The following is a 17,628-nucleotide window of genomic DNA, read 5'->3' as shown; positions in this document are numbered from 1 at the left end:
GCCCGCGGGGACTGTAAGGCCTTATATAAAATCGACGGCACTCCCGTCAGGAAAGGATGATGGCGTATGAAGATCGTTGATGCGAATGAATTTAAGCTGGACCGCGAAGTCGATTACGGTACACCGGAGCAGAACGAAGCGGTAAGAACGATCATCGCTGCGGTCCGCAGCGAGGGCGACCGGGCACTGAGGCGCTTGTCGAAAGAGTTCGACGGTGTCGACTTGCAGGAACTCCGCGTGAGTGAAGCGGAGATAGAGGCGGCTTATGACCATGTAGACGCCGAATTTATCGAGGCCCTGCGTCAAGCGGCCGCCAATATCCGCGCATTCCATGAGAAGCAGAAGCGCGTATCCTGGATGGACCTGCAGGACAACGGCTCCTTGCTGGGCCAAATCATCCGGCCGCTCCAGCGGGTCGGATTGTACGTCCCCGGCGGCAAGGCGGCTTATCCGTCCTCCGTTCTCATGAACGCGATTCCGGCGCTGGTCGCCGGGGTTCCTGAGATCGTGATGGTGACGCCTCCGGCTACAGCCGGGGAAGAGGGCATCAACCCGCACATCCTGGTGGCGGCAGCCGAGGCCGGCGTGCGGGAGATCTACCGCGTCGGCGGCGCACAAGCCGTCGCCGCACTTGCCTACGGCACGGAGTCGATCCGTGCGGCGGATAAGATCGTCGGTCCCGGCAATATTTATGTCGCTCTCGCCAAACGCGCGGTGTTCGGCGTTGTCGACATCGACATGATTGCGGGACCGACGGACATCGTGGTCCTGGCCGATGAAGCGGCGGACCCCGAATTCATCGCCGCGGACCTGCTGGCCCAGGCGGAGCACGACGAGCTGTCACCGGCTATTCTGGTGACGCCCTCACGCACACTTGCCCAGCAGGTGCGCAGCGAGGTGGAGCGGCAGCTGGGCTTGCTGCCGCGTAAAGCGATCGCCGCCGTATCTGTGGCGGAGAAGGGTGCCATCGTGGTCGTGGCCGACCTCGATGAAGGCATTCGCGTGGTCAACGCGATTGCGCCGGAGCATACGGAGCTGCTCGTCGCGGACCCGTTCGCGGTGCTGCCGCGGATCGAGAATGCCGGCGCCATTTTTCTCGGCGCCTACAGCCCCGAGCCCGTCGGCGATTATTTCGCCGGCCCGAACCATGTCCTGCCTACCAACGGAACGGCAAGATTCTCTTCGCCGTTGAACGTGGATGATTTTATAAAGAAATCAAGTGTTATTTCTTATAGTAAGGAAGCGCTTCTGGCAAATGGCCGGCAGATTATGACGTTGGCCCGCAATGAAGGACTTGAAGGGCATGCCAGGGCGATAGAGGTACGGCTGCAGAAAGAAGGCAAGTAAATCTCTCTGCGATCCCGTGATAAGACGCGTTGAAGAACACTATGGGAAACCGGGCTGAGATCAGCGAGATGGAGCATTTATAAGAAGCCGGGTTTGAAAGAGGAGGAGCGGAAATGGGAATCGAGACAGAAGCAGGAACGGGAAAAGCCGCCGTACGGTCGGCAAGTGTAGCCCGGAAGACGAATGAAACGGATATCACGCTGTCTTTTGGAGTGGATGGTACAGGTATTACGGATTTAACGACCGATGTTCCTTTTCTGAACCACATGCTGGATTTGCTTACGAAGCACGGTCAGTTTGATTTGCAGGTGAATGCCCGCGGAGACATTGAGATTGACGACCACCACACCGTGGAAGATATCGGAATCTGCCTGGGACAGGCTTTGAGAGAGGCACTTGGAGACAAGCGTGGAATTAAACGGTATGCCAGTGTATTCGTACCGATGGACGAGGCACTTGCTCAAGTGGTGATCGACATCAGCAACCGTCCGCATTTTGAATACCGCGCAGAATATCCTTCTCAGCAGGTAGGCAGTTTCACAACGGAGCTGGTTCAAGAATTCTTATGGAAGTTCGCTTTGGAAGCGCGTATTACCCTTCATGTTATCGTCCATTACGGGCAGAACACGCATCACATGATTGAAGCGGTATTTAAGGCGCTCGGACGTGCACTTGATGAAGCTACCGTCATCGATCCGCGGGTTCAGGGTGTCCCTTCTACGAAGGGAGTTCTCTAGCATGATCGCCATCATCGATTACGGCATGGGTAATCTGCATAGTGTCAGCAAAGCCGTGGAACGGCTCGGCTGCGCATCTGTCGTAACGGCTGATCCGAAGGTTTTGGCGGAAGCGGATGGTCTAATTCTGCCGGGGGTAGGAGCATTCGGCGATGCGATGGAGCAGCTGCGCTCTCTGGAATTGGACCGGCTGCTGCAAGGGCTCACTTCCGATGGCAAACCGCTGCTGGGGATCTGCCTCGGCATGCAGCTTCTTTTCACAACCAGCGAGGAGCATGGAGACCATGAGGGTCTTAATCTCCTTCAAGGCAAGGTGGTTCGCTTTCAAGGCGATTACAAAGTGCCTCATATGGGTTGGAACCAGCTGGAGTACCGGCAGCAAAGTCCGCTTTTCGAGGGATTGGAAGAAGGGCATGTTTATTTCGTCCATTCCTATCATGTGAAGCCGGAAGACGATAAGGACCTGCTTGCCGTAACGGATTATAATCAGCCGGTAACGGCTATCGTCGGCCGTGGTTCTATTTATGGCATGCAGTTTCATCCGGAGAAAAGCGGAGATCTGGGTATGCAGCTGTTGAACAATTTTGTCCGGTTATGTGGAAGTAAATAAAGTACACGGGTAACACGGTTCATGCAATCGGATAGGAAAGCAGGCCCCCGAAGGCCTAGACAGGTGGAGGAATAAATAATGTCTTTTATCATATACCCGGCAATTGATATACGGGACGGCAAATGTGTCCGTCTTGTCCAGGGCGATTATAACCAGGAAACAATCTATAACGAAAATCCGCTGGCAGTGGCTGAAGAATGGGAAGCGCAGGGCGGACAGTGGATTCATCTGGTTGACCTGGATGGAGCGAAAGCAGGCCATCCTGTTAATGATAAACTGATCGGCGAGATTGCCAAAAGCGTGAAGGTACCGGTGCAGGTCGGCGGCGGACTGCGTACCGAAGAAGATGTAGACCGTCTGCTATCCCTGGGTGTATCAAGGGTTATTCTCGGTACGGCAGCGATCGAGGACCGCGCCTTCGTTCAGAAACTCCTTGCTAAGCATGGAGAAAAGGTAGCGATTGGCATTGATGCGCGGGATGGTCTGGTAGCAACGCGAGGCTGGCTGGAGACATCCGCAGTAAAGGCGGAGGATCTGGCCGTACAGCTTGCTGAGCATGGCGCCAAGACATTTATCTTCACGGATATTTCGCGTGATGGTATGATGGGCGGACCGAATGTAGAGGCGATCGTCCGTCTGGCACAGGTTTCGGGTCAGACCGTAATCGCATCGGGCGGGGTTAGCCAGACAAGTGACCTTCAGAAGCTCGCTGCCGAGCAAACGAACGGAGTCGGCGGCGCGATTGTCGGCAAAGCACTATACACCGGCAGCATCCAGTTGAAGGACGCGTTGGAGCTTGTCAAACAGTAGCAAGAAAAGTCAGAGAACTGACTGGAATCGGGCGGACTCCGCAATATTTATGAAAGGGGAAGGTCATATGCTGGCTAAACGGATTGTTCCCTGTCTAGACGTGAAAGACGGACGGGTCGTCAAGGGAGTTAACTTTGTGAATCTGAGAGACGCCGGCGACCCGGTTGAACTGGCCTCGATCTATGATCGGGAAGGTGCGGATGAACTGGTCTTCCTCGATATTTCCGCGTCGGTTGAAGGACGGGCGACGATGGTTGAAGTCGTTAAGAAGACGGCAGGTGAAATCACCATTCCCTTCACGGTCGGCGGCGGAATTTCGAATACGGAGGATATGAAGCGTCTGCTGCGTGCGGGAGCCGATAAAATCGGGATCAATACAGCCGCGGTTCTGAATCCTCAGCTCGTTTCGGACGGAGCCCGCAGGTTCGGCTCCCAGTGCATCGTTGTCGCTGTCGATGCGAAATACAACGAAGCTTGGGGCGAGTGGGAAGTCTATACGCACGGCGGCCGCAATGCTTCCGGCATCAAGGTTCTGCAGTGGGTGAAGCAGATGGAAAGCATGGGTGCCGGCGAGCTGCTTCTTACCAGCATGGATGCGGACGGTACGAAGGACGGCTTTGATTTGCCGCTGACCAAGGCGGTTACGGATTCCGTGAGAATACCTGTTATTGCCTCAGGCGGCGCAGGGAACGAAGAGCACTTTTATGATGTGTTTACGAAAGGCGGGGCGGACGCAGGTCTCGCCGCAACGATTTTTCACTATAAAGAATTGACGGTACAAAGCGTAAAAGACAGTCTGAAGCACAAAGGAGTGGAGATTCGATGATTAATGCGCAGCTAGATCGTATCCGTTATGATGCCCAAGGACTTGTACCCGCTGTTGTACAGGATGCTGTTAGCAAAGATGTGTTAATGCTCGCTTATATGAACGCCGATTCGCTTCAGCGTACAGTTGATACAGGCAAGACCTGGTTCTGGAGCCGTTCACGCGGCGAGTTATGGAACAAAGGGGCAACTTCGGGACACACCCAGCAGGTTGTATCGATGAAGTATGATTGTGATGCGGACACCTTGCTCGTGCTTGTGAACCAGACAGGACCTGCTTGCCATAACGGAACGTATACTTGTTTCAGTACGGAGATTGAGGTGGCGGGTGACGCGGGTGTGAAGAAAACTGACCTCAATAGTGATTCCCCGGACACCGGTAACGGTGATCCGATATCGGAAGGGGACAGATTCTCGATCCTCTCGAAACTGGAATCCGTCATCGCCTCGCGTGAAGCGGAGAGACCGGAAGGGGCTTATACGACTTATTTATTTGAGAAAGGAATCGACAAAATTCTCAAAAAAGTCGGCGAAGAAGCGGCAGAAGTTATTATCGCGGCTAAAAACCGTGACCATGACGAACTACGTTATGAAACAAGCGATTTGATCTTCCATCTAATGGTGCTTATGCGTGAATCCAAGCTGCCTCTTGATGACGTGCTGGCAGAGCTGGGACGGCGTCATATAAGCAAATCCAAGTAAATGAAAAAGAGCGGTCTCTGAACCTTACCTGCTAATTGGCAGGGAGAGGAACGGATGCCGCTTTTTTGCTTCCTTGTTCATAAACTAGTCACAATTACCCACGAATTGGCTGCGGCCGTGCTTTTTAATTTCGACATGTTTCATGTATAATGGTGTGGGGTATAAAATCCCCCTTATAGATGAAGAAGGATCAACTCCTTCAGCTTAGTTACTCAGACGCTGTAAGCGTATTAATGTATGCGCAAAGCACAGCGGTATAATAATAAGAAATTGATCAGATTGACCCTGTGTACGATCCCAATTTATCAAAAACATATCGGAGGTAACCATGGATTCCAACATTAAAATTTTCTCCGGCTCTTCAAACCCGAAGCTGGCACAGCAAATATGCGACGAGCTGCACGTACCGCTTGGTAAAATCAAGCTGTCCCGGTTTAAAAGCGGGGAAATTTATTGTTTGTATGAAGAAGGTGTACGTAACTGTGATGTATTCTTGGTTCAAACCTTCTCTCATCCGATCAACGAGCATCTGATGGAATTGCTGGTAATGATGGATGCGGCCAAGCGTGCATCTGCACGTACGATTAACTTGGTTCTGCCTTACTATGGTTACTCCCGTCAAGAGAGAAAAGCAGCTCCCCGTGAGCCGATTTCTGCGAAACTTGTCGCGGATCTCGTTGGAGCTGCAGGAGCTGACCGCCTTATTACGATTGACCTGCACGCCCCGGCAATCCAAGGTTTCTTCGATATTCCGGTTGACCACTTAACGGCTCTGGATCTGATCAGTGATTACATCACGAAGAAGAATATCGTAGATCCGGTCATTGTATCCCCGGATGCCGGACGAGCTACAACTGCGGAAAGACTTGCGAATATTCTGGATGCCCCGTTTGCTATGATGTTCAAGAAGCGCCCGGCTCATAACGAAGCTGTCATTACTCACGTTATCGGAGATGTGGAAGGCCGTACGCCGATCATTATCGAGGATCTCATTGATACCGGAACGACTATTGTCAACGTAGTAGAAGGACTCAAGGAACGCGGAGCTAATGATATTTATGTGTGTGCTACACATGCCGTGTTCTCCGGTCCTGCCCTGCAGCGGCTTGATCACCCTAACATTCGTGAAGTTGTTATTACGGATTCCCTTGCGATTCCGGAAGAACATCCGGAGCGTTTTAAAGTCTTGTCCGTGGCTCCGCTGCTCTCGCATGCGATCCGTATCGTTAGTGACGGCGGCTCTCTATCCTCGCTGTTTAAGTACGGCGGCGTTTAAAACGTGTTTTTGAAACCTCGGGGACTATGCTATACTGGATCATATGATCTCAAAGTACCGGAGGTGCCTACTTCATGGAAAAGAAAAAGCGTGTCTCCGTAAAGCCGGAACCAAAAATAATTCCTATCAGCATGGATGCCACGTTCTTTTTCGAAAGAGCGGTTCAATCGCTCGATCGTTTCCATTATGATAAGGCGTTGAAATACTTCCGGCGTGCGGTGGAATACGAACAGGATAACCCGGTCAACCATTGTAATCTGGCAGGTGTTCTGTCGGAACTTGGCAAATACGAGGAATCTAACGAGATCCTGAAAGAAGTTCTGGATCGGATTGATTCCTCTATGACCGAGTGTTATTTCTATATGGCTAACAATTACGCCAATATGGATCAGCATGAACTGGCGGAGGAAGCGCTTGTTCGTTATTTAGAGAATGATTCAAGTGGCCAATATTTAGAAGAAGCCGAAGAAATGCTCGATTTCCTCAGCTATGAACTGGAACGTCCGACTAAGCTGAAGACAATTAAATCCCGCGAGGGATTGTACGAGCATGACCAGGCGCGACTGCTGCTGGAAGAAGGCAAATTTGCGGAAGCGGTTCGCCTTTTGGAGCAGATCGTCGAGGAACACGGCGAATTTTTAGCGGCGCGTAACAATCTGGCGCTGGCCTATTACTACACAGGTCATTTTCAGAAGTCGCTGGAAGCGATTCTGGAAGTACTGGATATAGATCCCGGCAATCTTCATGCCTTGTGTAATCTGGCAATTTTCTACCAGCACTTGGGGCGCAAGGAAGAACTCGCCGAGCTGTCCATAACCCTTCGCAAGACTTTTCCGTTCCAACAAGAACATGTCTTTAAGCTGGCTACGACAATGGGGATTCTAGGCGACCATGAGAAAGCGTATCAGCTTTTTAGACGTCTTCACAAGACCAGCGAGACGTCTCTTGATCCTTGCCTGTATCACTACGCGGCAGTGGCTGCTTGCAATATCGGAAGATTTCATGAGGCCAGAAGTTTCTGGAAACAGGTGGATAAGCTTGACCCGGGTTCGGACATCGCGAGATTCTATCTGGAACAGTTGAACCGGCGCTCGGACGACCGTCCTATGTCGCTGAGCTACCACTATCATCTGCCTTTTGAGGAGCAGTTCCGGCAACTGGAGCAGTCTCCTGAATCAATCCCGGATCAGATAGCCAAAGATCCTCTTGTCAGGAGTTCATTCTTCTGGGCACTCCGCCATGGAGATGTCGAAACGAAGCTTCAAGTACTACAGACATTCGGACACATTGGCGATAATGAAGTAAAAGAAGCGCTGTCTGAATTTATCGCAGATCCCAAAGAAGACGATTACCTGAAGAAGGTCGCCTTGTTTGTCCTGCGTAGTATTGGTGTAGATGAACCGCTGGAAGCGCATTTGGATGGCGGGTTAAAGACGATTCAGAGCACGGTCCATGCAGCAGATCTCCCTAAATGGGAGCCGAAATGGCAGGTTGTGATGGAAACCGCCCACCGTCAAATGCACCAGCGTTATGATATGATTCAACAGCATGACCTGCAGACGCTGTGGGTAGAATATTTGAGCAGGGTTTATCCGAGTGTTCCGCGTATTACAAAAGTGGAGGGCTGGTCGGCCGCGCTTGAATATCTCGTTGCCAAAATGCACCGCCGGTCCGTTTCCTATCATGAGGTGGCCAGCCGCTATCATACAACCGTGTCAACAGTGAGTAAGAACGTGAAGCTTATTGATGAAGCATGCGGTTTGAAGGAGAAGATGGACGCCATTCTTCCGAAGCTTTGGAGTGTGGATAACAAGGGCAGTGAGTAAACAACTTGCATACAATAGTAATTTAAATTAGAATTATTTTAAATAGAGAATGATTGCAGCGAAATAGAATCCGGGCCATTCTGCAAGCAACTGTATATTATGTCTTTGCAGAATGACTCATTTGAAGGAGGAGAGGTCATTTATGTATAAAACAATCGTTGTGGGAACCGGCCCCGCCGGTTTAACAGCTGCCATCTACCTGGCACGCGCTAATCTCAATCCATTGGTTATCGAAGGACCTGAACCCGGCGGGCAGTTAACCACAACTACCGAAGTCGAGAACTTCCCGGGCTTCCCTGAAGGAATCATGGGACCGGAACTTATGGATAATATGCGCAAGCAGGCTGAGCGTTTCGGTGCTGAGTTTAAAACCGGCTGGGTGAATAGCGTTGATATGTCTAAACGTCCGTTTAAACTGTCTGTAGAAGGCATGGGAGAGATCGAGGCGGAATCCCTGATCATCTCCACGGGCGCCTCCGCTAAGTTGCTGGGAATCGAGAGCGAGCGCGAGAACATCGGCCGCGGCGTAAGCACATGCGCAACCTGTGACGGGTTCTTCTTCCGGGGGAAGAAAATCATTGTCGTAGGCGGCGGAGACTCGGCTATGGAAGAAGCGAACTTCCTGACGCGTTTCGCATCGGAAGTTAAGGTGGTTCACCGCAGATCGGAGCTCCGCGCTTCCAAGATTATGCAGGATCGTGCGCGTGAGAATGAGAAAATCACTTGGAACCTTAATGCTACTCCGCTTGGAGTTGTAGCAGGTGACAAAGGTGTTACAGGCCTCAAGGTGCGTAACAATGAAACAGGAGCTGAAGAAGTACTGGAGACCGATGGCATCTTCGTAGCGATCGGACATACTCCTAACACAGCTTTCCTGGGAGGTCAGATTACTACGGACGAAACGGGCTACATTCTCGTGAAACCGGGTACGACCGAAACCAATATTCCGGGTGTATTCGCTTGCGGGGATGTACAAGACTTGAAATACCGTCAAGCGATTACAGCTGCCGGAAGCGGATGTATGGCTGCTCTAGACTGTGAGAAATTCCTGGATGGACATATGGTTCATGACTGGAGCAAATCCTTGTAATTTAGAATTTCACTAACCTATAAAAAGACGTGGAACGGCTCAGAACCTTCCACGTTTTTTCAATTTGCGATCCTTGACCTTCCCAAATCCTTGGCTTATAGTGGGTACAGGAGCCGTACGAAGTAGTGCGAGACCGGAAATAATTTAACTCTTCACTGAGGTGACATTGCATGACACAACGGATTTATGTCGGAGTGGATTTAGGGGGCACCAGCATCAAGGTAGGCCTCTGCGACGAAGAAGGCAAGCTGGTTCAGACTTTTGAAGGCCCGACCGGTACCGAGCATGGTCCCGACTATGTGCTTGATCGTATTGAAGAATACGTCCGCAAGCTGGTTAGCGATTCGGCGTATGAATGGGAGCAAGTAGCGGGAATAGGTGCGGGGATAGCCGGATTCTTGGATATCCCGAACGGATTTGTAGAATTGTCTCCAAATCTGGGCTGGCGTAACGTCGCAGTCAAGAAAACCCTAGAAGAAAAGCTCGGCAAAACCGTCACGATAGATAACGACGCTAACGTCGCGGCGCTTGGAGAAGCGTGGGGCGGTGCAGGCCGGGGGATTGCGAACCTAGTCTGTTACACACTTGGAACCGGTGTCGGCGGAGGCATTATTATAAACGGCAAGATTTATCAAGGTTACAACGGAATGGCCGGCGAGCTAGGTCATATGTCGGTTGTACCGGATGTGGAAGCGATCGCTTGCAACTGCGGACAGACGGGTTGTCTGGAGACCGTTTCTTCAGCAACGGGTATTGTAAGAATGGGCAATGACGCTAAGGAACGGGGAGACCGCACCAGTTTAGCTCTGATTGATACAATCACAGCCAAAGATGTGTTTGATGCGGCTAAAGCCGGAGACGAAGTGTCCACCCGGATTGTTAACCGCGCCGCATTTTATATCGGGAAATCTATGGCTGCTGTTGCAATTACGGTTAACCCTCAGCGCTTTATTCTTGGCGGAGGCGTTTCAAAAGCCGGTGAGATTTTATTTAATCCGATTCGTGAAACGTTCCACAAATTAGCGCCTGAACGTGCGTATAGCGGTGTCGAGGTTGTCCCGGCCACACTGGGTAATGATGCCGGTGTTGTAGGTGCGGCAGGCTTGAACTTGCGCTAGATCTTTGGTCTGATATGGCTTCCGCCCTACTGGGTACCCCTAAAACGGATGAGGGAAGGTGAACTCATGGAAGAAAGCAATGCGGCTGCCAAGCTTGTGATTATTACCGGGATGTCGGGCGCAGGCAAAACGATCGCTGTACAAAGCCTCGAAGATCTCGGGTTTTTCTGCGTGGACAACTTGCCTCCGGTGCTCATTCCTAAATTTGCAGAGTTAATTGAGCAATCCCATGGTAAGATCGGCAAAGTAGCACTTGTAATTGATCTCCGGGGCCGTGAGTTTTTTACGGCGCTGCAGGAATCGCTGCGTTCGATCAAAGAAGATTACACGTTGACCTATGAGATTCTGTTTCTTGATGCGACAGACTCCACACTAGTTCAACGCTACAAAGAGAGCCGGCGTCGTCATCCGCTTGCTCCGAATGATGCCCCGCTTGAAGGTATTCTTATGGAGCGGAAGCTGCTGGAAGAATTGAAGGGGCTTGCTTCGCAGGTGATTGACACCAGCACCATCAAACCGGTCCAGCTCAAACAGAAAATTGCTTCACGGTTCACCAATCTGGAACGTGACAGCATATCTATAAATGTCATCTCTTTTGGATTTAAATATGGCATTCCTATTGATGCCGATCTGATTTTTGATGTGCGATTCCTCCCTAATCCGCATTATATAGATACACTGAGGCCTCATACAGGTCAGGATGGGGAAGTCTATGATTATGTGATGAAATGGAATGAAACGCAGGAGTTTCTGGCTAAATTGCTGGATATGCTTCATTTTCTTGTTCCCCAGTACAAAAAAGAAGGCAAAAGCCAAGTTGTTGTGGGCATCGGTTGTACGGGCGGTAAGCATCGGTCCGTAGCTATTGCAGAGTATTTGGGCAAAGTTATGGGAAATAGCGAGACAGAATTCGTCAGAGTCAATCATCGAGATGCGGAACGCGACCGACCATAAGAGGGTGAAACGATGTCTAAAGTATACTCCCCTGCTGACATTCCGCGGATTGTCGTCATTGGAGGCGGCACAGGTCTGTCTGTCATGCTTCGAGGGCTTAAACAAAAGCCTCTGGACATAACGGCCATTGTTACGGTAGCGGATGACGGTGGAAGCTCGGGGATTCTCAGATCGGAGCTTCATATACCTCCTCCGGGCGACATCCGCAATGTGCTTACGGCACTTGCGGATGTCGAGCCGCTGCTTTCCGAGATGCTGCAGTATCGCTTCTCGGCCGGCACCGGACTCGCCGGCCACAGTCTGGGCAATTTGATTCTCGCGGCGATGAAGGACATTACCGGTGATTTCGTTACCGGTATACGTGAGATGAGCCGCGTGTTCGCCGTCCGTGGACGGGTGCTTCCCGCTTCCCGGCAGGCGTTCTCTCTGAAAGCGATCATGGAGGACGGCTCCGTTGTGGAAGGGGAATCGAAGATTCCCAAAGCAGGCGGAAAAATCCACCGAGTTCTACTTGAACCTGCGGACGTTACTCCTCTTGAGGAAGCGATCGAGGCGATTCAGGAGGCTGATGCGATTCTTTGCGGGCCTGGCAGCCTGTATACCAGCATACTGCCTAACCTGCTTGTTCCGGGAATTGCAGAAGAGATTTTGAAATCAAACGCTGTAAAAATGTTCATTTGTAACGTGATGACCCAGCCGGGAGAAACGGACGGTTACTCTGTAGGGGACCATTTGGCCGCTGTACACGAGCATCTGGGGCATCACCTGTTTGATTATGTCATTGTAAATAACGGGGAGATTCCTCCCCAGGTACAGAACAAATACGCCGAGAAGGGTGCCAAGGCCGTCCATCTGGATCTTGACGAAGTGACGAAGCGGGGTTATCACGTCATTGCCGACAAGCTGGTACTGTTCCGGACCTATCTGCGTCACGATGCGGATAAATTAAGCGAGCATATTTACCAGATCGTAGAAAGCTGGATGCTCAGGAAGAGGTGAGTCCCCATGTCTTTTGCGGCGCAGACCAAGAAAGAATTAACGTTAATCGAAGCGGATGACTGTTGTGAGAAAGCAGAGCTGTCGGCGCTTATCCGGATGAATGGCTCTGTACAGCTTACCAATCAGCGTGTTGTTCTCGATATTTCGACGGAAAACGCCGCGATCGCCAGGAGGATTTACTCGCTTCTTAAGAAGCGGTACAAAATTCATATGGAACTTCTCGTCCGTAAGAAGATGCGGCTGAAGAAGAATAACGTCTATATCGTCCGGGTTCCGAATCAGGTCCAAGAAATGCTCCAGGATCTTCATATTGTGTTCGAAGGATTCCAATTCACCCCCGGGATCGACAAGAGTATCGTCAAGTCGAACTGCTGCCGGAGAGCTTACCTGAGGGGTGCGTTTCTTGCGGGAGGTTCCGTTAACAATCCGGAAGGTTCCTCCTATCACCTTGAGATTGCTTCCATGTACCAGGAGCATTGCGAGGCTCTCTGCCAGCTGGCTAACCGTTTTGAGCTTAATGCCAGATGTATAGAGCGCAAGAAGGGCTTCGTTTTCTATATCAAGGAAGGCGAGAGAATTATTGAATTCCTAAGCATTATCGGCGCCCACCAGGCACTGCTCCGTTTTGAAGATGTGCGGATTATGAAGGACATGCGTAACTCAGTGAACCGGATCGTGAATTGCGAGACGGCTAATTTGAACAAAACGATCGGTGCTGCCGTGAGGCAAATCGACAATATCCGGCTCCTCGAGAGAGAAATCGGTCTTGAGAGCTTGCCTGACAAGCTCAGGGAAGTTGCTGAAATTCGCCTGAAGCACCCGGACATGAACCTCAAAGAGGTTGGAGATATGCTGCGCGGCAGCGTCAGTAAATCTGGCGTAAACCACCGCCTTCGTAAAATCGACGAAATGGCCGAGAAGATACGTAATGGTGCGCCAGCCAGATAACAATGGGCCTTAGGAACTTTTTTCTAGAGTATTTCGTTCTAAAATGGTATAATCTAAAGCAGAATACACATTTTACGGCTTTCGCGGTATTTCATAGACAAGCGCCGCCGGACGCAAGATCCCCAGTTTCGTTGGCCTTCTATACAGATATGAATAGAAATCATCATGCCTGATGCCTAACCGACATAAGTTTACCGTAAGGGGAACCTCCGAGCGATTATGCCGGGGATGCTGTATATACTGCAAATTAAGAACGTAGGGGGAATCCATTCCATGTCGAGACGCCCAGTAGTGGTGAAGTTGAAAACAGGTCTTCACGCCAGACCCGCTGCTTTGTTTGTACAAGAAGCGAATAAATTTTCGTCCGAGATTTTCGTAGAAAAGGATGAAAAGAAGGTTAATGCCAAGAGTATCATGGGCATTATGAGTTTGGCGATCAGTACTGGAACTGAAATTTACATAAGCGCAGAAGGTTCGGATGCAGAACAGGCTGTAAACGCTTTAGTATCTCTAGTCAGCAAAGAAGAACTCGAAAATCAATAAGGCCTGCAGCTTCCTGACAAGGGAGCTTTTTTATTTTGGCACGATAAGAAACCTTTTCCAATCCAAAAGCGTCTAAGAAATGGGCGAATGATCGGAAAAGGTTATTTGTCATGTCTTTTTATAGAAAAAAGCACGGAAAAGGAGTAGGAGAATGGTTCAATGGAAAAAAGAAGTATCGCTTCTGACCGCGTTAATGGTGCTGCTTGCAGCAGTAATCCTGCCGGCTCAAGCGAAGGCGGTATCGACCTCGTCCTCATTGATTGTCTTATATCTGGACAATAAACAAGCTTTTGTTAATTCAGAGCAGTTGGAATTGGAATCCCCTGCAACCATCATTAAGGACAAGACATTCGTTCCGGCTAAGTTTCTTGGCGACAGTTTTGGCTTCCCGGTTGTCTGGGATGATGCCGCCCGTACCATTACGATGCAGCCGCCGGGCTACAAAATCGTACTGAGCAGTGATCTCAAAAAAGCTTACATTAACGGAGAAGAGGTTCCATTTGATACCGTGGCTGCCATCAAGAACGGCAAGCTCCTCGTGAAGCTTACTTGGGTAGCGGATTACATGGGCGCGAAGTATACGTACTACGGCGATTCCCGTAAGGTTGAAATTGTACATGTACCGAATCCTGGCGGTATTTATGACCCTGGTAAGAATAATTCCAATCCGGTAGCCAAATTCACTACACACAAGGAGAAGTACCGGCTTGGGGAAACGATCAAATATATTGATCTCAGCTATGACCCCGATGCCGAAGGTCTTCCTAAATTTGAATGGACCGGCAAAAAAGATGCTTTTTTCAAAGCAGGGACTTATCCTGTCTCCCTGAAAGTATCGGACCGCAATGGCAATGTAAGCAAGGCTTTCACCAAGAACATCGTTGTCGAGGATGTACCTTATCTGTCAGAAGCGGAATATCCGGTCTACCACCAATCCATCGGAAGCTTCTACAAACTGGACTGGAGTACGCTAACCTCTTATTTCTACAACCTGCCGCAATTGACTAAAGATGTGACTAATGTGACCGGTCGTAAGCTGCTTGTCAGCGACAGTCCGGAGACGTTCACAGAGCCAGGTATTCTATACCAGGACACGGTAGGCGGCAAATCCCGTCTATATGTGGACCACATTAATGGAACCGATAAGAAGATGACCTTTGCCATTCTGGCAACGAATACGACGGACAAGCCTATTACTGTCAAAACGACTAACAAAGGCGAAGTATGGCCTTCCGTTTATGCTAACCTGATTGGAAGCGAAGCTTCCGTCGATTTCCTCCTCGGTAACACGTACAACGAGAAAATGACAATTCCGCCGAAGGATACCTTGGTGTACCGTCAGCTTCCTGACTTTTACCCGGGTTACGGCGTTAACCTGTTCTACGATTTGGAAACGGACGGAGATGTCCAGTTCTCATTCGTAGCTACAGAGGAATTGTCAGCGGAGACGCTGAGCCAAAGCAAGCATCTTGCTTTTAACGGCCATGTCAGGGGTACCTTCGACGTCTCGGAGATTAAATGGGATATAGACGGGACATCTTTCACCAAACCGTCCAGGCTCATTATAGGGGACGGGAAGACAGACCCGTTTGTTGACGGATACGACGTAATGCGCAAGGAGAACGTGAAGAACGGCGGCAACTACGGCGTCGTATACAAAATTCACGCGGATAAGCCTCGCAAGATGGCTATCATGCTGCTCGCACGCGGAGGCGTCTTTAAGGGGCCGATCAAAATCAACGGTGAAATCCAGTCGATTCCTTACTCCGGCGTGATTACAGCCTTTGACGGCATGCAGATTCTGCACCGAACTACGGGTAACGAGAAGTCTCTGGATATCGAGTTTACGCCTCCGGCAGGCTCTGCATTCCCGGTTGATCTCATTTTCTATCCGCTAGATGATCTGGATTGATTCATACTTACATTATTCGCCCAATGAATAAAGAGAAAACCCCGGATAACCGATCATGATCGGTTATCCGGGGTTTCTTGCATGCTGTTAAAGCAACAAGAAGGCATTCTTACACGCCGACGCCTGCGTCAGTTTTCTCAATCACTTTGTCGATGAGTCCGTAAGCGGCAGCTTCTGCTGCGCTCATGAAGTAATCGCGGTCGGTATCCTTGTCAATACGCTCCAGCGGCTGGCCGGTACGTTCAGCAAGAATTTTGTTCAAGTTCTCACGCATTTTGAGAATACGTCTAGCGCGAATCTCGATATCTGTCGCTTGACCTTCGGCTCCGCCGAGCGGCTGGTGAATCATGACTTCCGAGTTCGGCAGCGCATAACGCTTGCCTTTGGCGCCTGCAGCGAGCAGGAAAGCGCCCATAGAAGCAGCCATTCCTACACAAATTGTAGAGACATCTGATTTGATGAACTGCATGGTGTCATAGATCGCCATTCCAGCTGTGATAGAACCGCCGGGGCTGTTAACATACAAATGAATATCTTTGTCCGGGTCCTGTGCATCCAGGAAAAGCAGTTGAGCGATAATCGCGTTGGCAACCTGATCGTTCACCGGTGTTCCCAGGAAAATAATACGGTCTTTAAGAAGACGGGAGTAAATATCGTAAGCGCGTTCTCCTCTTGCATCAGGCTCGACAACCATTGGAATAAAACTCATCTTGAACCCTCCTTAGATAATACGCCACTATAACTGCGTTAAATTTCAGTATCTACAAATATGATAACGAAAAAACGTCCCAAGGTCAAGAAAGGTCAAACTTATTTGGAAAAAGCTCTCTTTCCTTTCCCCGAGAGGGCTGTGAACGAAACATTTTTTTTACGCAACTCGTATACATGGTAGGAAATATATGGTGTTTTCGAGACAGTTATATCAAAAAGGGGGAGTGGTTTTGTTTTTTCTTATTCTAACTCTGTGGCTTATTCTGCTGATTGCCGGAATTGCCTTGGCTTCAAGCAGCAGCGTGGCAGGAATCATCCTTATAGCGGCGGGTCTCCTCATCTTAGTGCTGCAAATTTTCTACTATCGGAGAAGGTCTGGGCGAAGTGCGGCTAGTGATTATTGCGGTGATATTCCTGTGATCAACTTCCTGAATTGCGATGGAACCGACAAGGGTGGGCTGGATTGTGATTGTTGTAAGTAAGTTCCTGGCAGCAGTGCCGTGTCACCGGATGAGTTCACGCTCATTCCGTCTGCGCGGCGTACAGCTTCCTTTGTGCGCCAGATGTATGGGAATCTTGCTTGGGTACCTGGCGCTGCCTCTGTTTTTGCTATACAGAACGGAGTATGAATATAAGATAGGCCTGTTATTGTGCCTGCCCCTGCTTATAGACGGGTTTACGCAAAAATGGGGATGGAGAACAAGCAGCAATATGCTGCGGATGGTTACAGGGCTGATGTTCGGGGTGGGGCAATGTATCGTCATTGCCGCTTCCGTCGCCATCTTGATACGTGTTCTTTCTTAAAGGAGGAAGCGGCTGAGTTGCAGCCTTGCCGTGATTAATGGAGGACATTGTCAGATTTATTAATACAAAGAAGCGGGAGGTAGACATTGTGAATGGAAGGATAGACTTAATAGGGAGCAGGTGAATTAAAAAAAAGCCCTTGTCCGAAGACAAGGGCTTTTCCTAACAATCTTATACGCGCCCGCGAGGAATCGAACCTCGATCTCAGGCTCCGGAGGCCTACGTCATATCCATTGGACCACGGGCGCATGTTGTTTCAATAAGTAACAGCAATGGTTATTATATGATAGGGGTATAGAAAAAGCAAGTCTTTATGCCCATTTTCTTTTTTTAGGCTTCCTTCATAAAAAATCAAACTTTGCACGCATTGATTCTTTTATACGAACTGGGTATAATGATGTTGTGCAAGGCAAGTT

The 17,628-nt window shown here is 50.0% G+C and carries 18 protein-coding genes and 1 tRNA gene; 17 read left to right on the top strand and 2 right to left on the bottom strand.

Translation table 11 applies throughout. The features are described from left to right. Nucleotides 1-66: 66 nt before the first annotated feature. The 15 genes from hisD (at nt 67) to AR333_RS20320 (ending at nt 15,697) form a co-directional block, all read left to right on the top strand. Nucleotides 67-1,347 carry a histidinol dehydrogenase gene (gene hisD / locus AR333_RS20390; RefSeq protein WP_068777210.1) on the top strand — a complete coding sequence of 427 codons (1,281 nt, stop codon included), beginning with the start codon at nt 67-69 and terminating at the stop codon, nt 1,345-1,347. Between the two features lie 113 nt (nt 1,348-1,460). Next, nucleotides 1,461-2,084: an imidazoleglycerol-phosphate dehydratase HisB gene (gene hisB / locus AR333_RS20385; RefSeq protein ID WP_068777209.1), complete on the top strand. Its 624-nt coding sequence runs from the start codon at nt 1,461-1,463 to the stop codon at nt 2,082-2,084. 1 nt (nt 2,085) lies between these two features. Then, nucleotides 2,086-2,694 carry an imidazole glycerol phosphate synthase subunit HisH gene (gene hisH / locus AR333_RS20380; RefSeq protein WP_068777208.1) on the top strand — a complete coding sequence of 203 codons (609 nt, stop codon included), beginning with the start codon at nt 2,086-2,088 and terminating at the stop codon, nt 2,692-2,694. Between the two features lie 75 nt (nt 2,695-2,769). Further along, entirely contained in the window at nt 2,770-3,504 is a 735-nt protein-coding gene (gene hisA, locus AR333_RS20375) for a 1-(5-phosphoribosyl)-5-[(5-phosphoribosylamino)methylideneamino]imidazole-4-carboxamide isomerase (RefSeq protein ID WP_172798912.1), read from the top strand. Nucleotides 3,505-3,571: 67 nt separating this feature from the next. Then, nucleotides 3,572-4,330: an imidazole glycerol phosphate synthase subunit HisF gene (hisF, locus tag AR333_RS20370; protein ID WP_068777206.1), complete on the top strand. Its 759-nt coding sequence runs from the start codon at nt 3,572-3,574 to the stop codon at nt 4,328-4,330. Beyond that, on the top strand, nt 4,327-5,031 hold the full coding sequence (gene hisIE / locus AR333_RS20365) for a bifunctional phosphoribosyl-AMP cyclohydrolase/phosphoribosyl-ATP diphosphatase HisIE (RefSeq protein ID WP_068777205.1): 705 nt from the start codon (nt 4,327-4,329) through the stop codon (nt 5,029-5,031). The genes hisF and hisIE overlap by 4 nt, the downstream gene beginning before the upstream one ends. Nucleotides 5,032-5,359: 328 nt before the next feature. Then, the gene (locus AR333_RS20360) at nt 5,360-6,307 is read left to right on the top strand and encodes a ribose-phosphate pyrophosphokinase (protein ID WP_068777204.1); all 948 of its coding nucleotides are present in this window, start codon (nt 5,360-5,362) and stop codon (nt 6,305-6,307) included. Nucleotides 6,308-6,381: 74 nt separating this feature from the next. After that, nucleotides 6,382-8,133, top strand: a complete 1,752-nt coding sequence (locus AR333_RS20355) for a lipopolysaccharide assembly protein LapB (RefSeq protein WP_068777203.1) — start codon at nt 6,382-6,384, stop codon at nt 8,131-8,133. Nucleotides 8,134-8,275: 142 nt separating this feature from the next. Continuing rightward, on the top strand, nt 8,276-9,223 hold the full coding sequence (trxB, locus tag AR333_RS20350; protein ID WP_068777202.1) for a thioredoxin-disulfide reductase: 948 nt from the start codon (nt 8,276-8,278) through the stop codon (nt 9,221-9,223). 170 nt (nt 9,224-9,393) lie between these two features. Then, nucleotides 9,394-10,341, top strand: a complete 948-nt coding sequence (locus AR333_RS20345) for an ROK family glucokinase (protein WP_068777201.1) — start codon at nt 9,394-9,396, stop codon at nt 10,339-10,341. 66 nt (nt 10,342-10,407) lie between these two features. Next, nucleotides 10,408-11,295, top strand: coding sequence for an RNase adapter RapZ (rapZ, locus tag AR333_RS20340; protein WP_068777200.1), 888 nt, complete (start codon nt 10,408-10,410; stop codon nt 11,293-11,295). A 12-nt stretch (nt 11,296-11,307) separates the two neighbouring features. Next, nucleotides 11,308-12,294: a YvcK family protein gene (gene yvcK, locus AR333_RS20335; protein WP_068777199.1), complete on the top strand. Its 987-nt coding sequence runs from the start codon at nt 11,308-11,310 to the stop codon at nt 12,292-12,294. A 6-nt stretch (nt 12,295-12,300) separates the two neighbouring features. Beyond that, on the top strand, nt 12,301-13,242 hold the full coding sequence (gene whiA / locus AR333_RS20330) for a DNA-binding protein WhiA (RefSeq protein WP_068777198.1): 942 nt from the start codon (nt 12,301-12,303) through the stop codon (nt 13,240-13,242). A 273-nt stretch (nt 13,243-13,515) separates the two neighbouring features. Then, on the top strand, nt 13,516-13,785 hold the full coding sequence (locus AR333_RS20325; protein ID WP_068777239.1) for an HPr family phosphocarrier protein: 270 nt from the start codon (nt 13,516-13,518) through the stop codon (nt 13,783-13,785). 151 nt (nt 13,786-13,936) lie between these two features. Further along, the gene (locus tag AR333_RS20320) at nt 13,937-15,697 is read left to right on the top strand and encodes a copper amine oxidase N-terminal domain-containing protein (protein WP_068777197.1); all 1,761 of its coding nucleotides are present in this window, start codon (nt 13,937-13,939) and stop codon (nt 15,695-15,697) included. 109 nt (nt 15,698-15,806) lie between these two features. On the opposite strand, the gene clpP is transcribed toward AR333_RS20320, so the two are convergent. Further along, the gene (gene clpP / locus AR333_RS20315; protein ID WP_068777196.1) at nt 15,807-16,406 is read right to left on the bottom strand and encodes an ATP-dependent Clp endopeptidase proteolytic subunit ClpP; all 600 of its coding nucleotides are present in this window, start codon (nt 16,404-16,406) and stop codon (nt 15,807-15,809) included. A 232-nt stretch (nt 16,407-16,638) separates the two neighbouring features. On the opposite strand from clpP, the gene AR333_RS25070 reads away from it, so the two are divergent. Both AR333_RS25070 and AR333_RS20310 read left to right on the top strand, forming a co-directional pair. Next, complete coding sequence (locus tag AR333_RS25070) at nt 16,639-16,890, top strand: hypothetical protein (protein WP_172798901.1); 252 nt, start codon at nt 16,639-16,641, stop codon at nt 16,888-16,890. Further along, entirely contained in the window at nt 16,874-17,212 is a 339-nt protein-coding gene (locus AR333_RS20310; RefSeq protein ID WP_253735921.1) for a DUF2085 domain-containing protein, read from the top strand. Before AR333_RS25070 ends, AR333_RS20310 begins: the two co-directional genes overlap by 17 nt. Before the next feature lie 176 nt (nt 17,213-17,388). On the opposite strand, the gene AR333_RS20305 is transcribed toward AR333_RS20310, so the two are convergent. Further along, nucleotides 17,389-17,460 (bottom strand) — tRNA-Arg (locus AR333_RS20305). Between the last annotated feature and the right edge of the window lie 168 nt (nt 17,461-17,628).

The organism is Paenibacillus sp. FJAT-26967 (genome assembly GCF_001541095.1).
Taxonomy (GTDB): domain Bacteria; phylum Bacillota; class Bacilli; order Paenibacillales; family NBRC-103111; genus Paenibacillus_F.
This window is presented reverse-complemented; position numbering and strand designations above follow the sequence as displayed.

Bases quoted from the DNA above. Each gene is read 5' to 3' on its own strand.
- hisD (WP_068777210.1), top strand. From the start codon at position 67: ATGAAGATCGTTGATGCGAATGAATTTAAGCTGGACCGCGAAGTCGAT.
- hisB (WP_068777209.1), top strand. From the start codon at position 1,461: ATGGGAATCGAGACAGAAGCAGGAACGGGAAAAGCCGCCGTACGGTCG.
- hisH (WP_068777208.1), top strand. From the start codon at position 2,086: ATGATCGCCATCATCGATTACGGCATGGGTAATCTGCATAGTGTCAGC.
- hisF (WP_068777206.1), top strand. From the start codon at position 3,572: ATGCTGGCTAAACGGATTGTTCCCTGTCTAGACGTGAAAGACGGACGG.
- hisIE (WP_068777205.1), top strand. From the start codon at position 4,327: ATGATTAATGCGCAGCTAGATCGTATCCGTTATGATGCCCAAGGACTT.
- AR333_RS20360 (WP_068777204.1), top strand. From the start codon at position 5,360: ATGGATTCCAACATTAAAATTTTCTCCGGCTCTTCAAACCCGAAGCTG.
- AR333_RS20355 (WP_068777203.1), top strand. From the start codon at position 6,382: ATGGAAAAGAAAAAGCGTGTCTCCGTAAAGCCGGAACCAAAAATAATT.
- trxB (WP_068777202.1), top strand. From the start codon at position 8,276: ATGTATAAAACAATCGTTGTGGGAACCGGCCCCGCCGGTTTAACAGCT.
- AR333_RS20345 (WP_068777201.1), top strand. From the start codon at position 9,394: ATGACACAACGGATTTATGTCGGAGTGGATTTAGGGGGCACCAGCATC.
- rapZ (WP_068777200.1), top strand. From the start codon at position 10,408: ATGGAAGAAAGCAATGCGGCTGCCAAGCTTGTGATTATTACCGGGATG.
- yvcK (WP_068777199.1), top strand. From the start codon at position 11,308: ATGTCTAAAGTATACTCCCCTGCTGACATTCCGCGGATTGTCGTCATT.
- whiA (WP_068777198.1), top strand. From the start codon at position 12,301: ATGTCTTTTGCGGCGCAGACCAAGAAAGAATTAACGTTAATCGAAGCG.
- AR333_RS20325 (WP_068777239.1), top strand. From the start codon at position 13,516: ATGTCGAGACGCCCAGTAGTGGTGAAGTTGAAAACAGGTCTTCACGCC.
- AR333_RS20320 (WP_068777197.1), top strand. From the start codon at position 13,937: ATGGTTCAATGGAAAAAAGAAGTATCGCTTCTGACCGCGTTAATGGTG.
- clpP (WP_068777196.1), bottom strand. From the start codon at position 16,406: ATGAGTTTTATTCCAATGGTTGTCGAGCCTGATGCAAGAGGAGAACGC.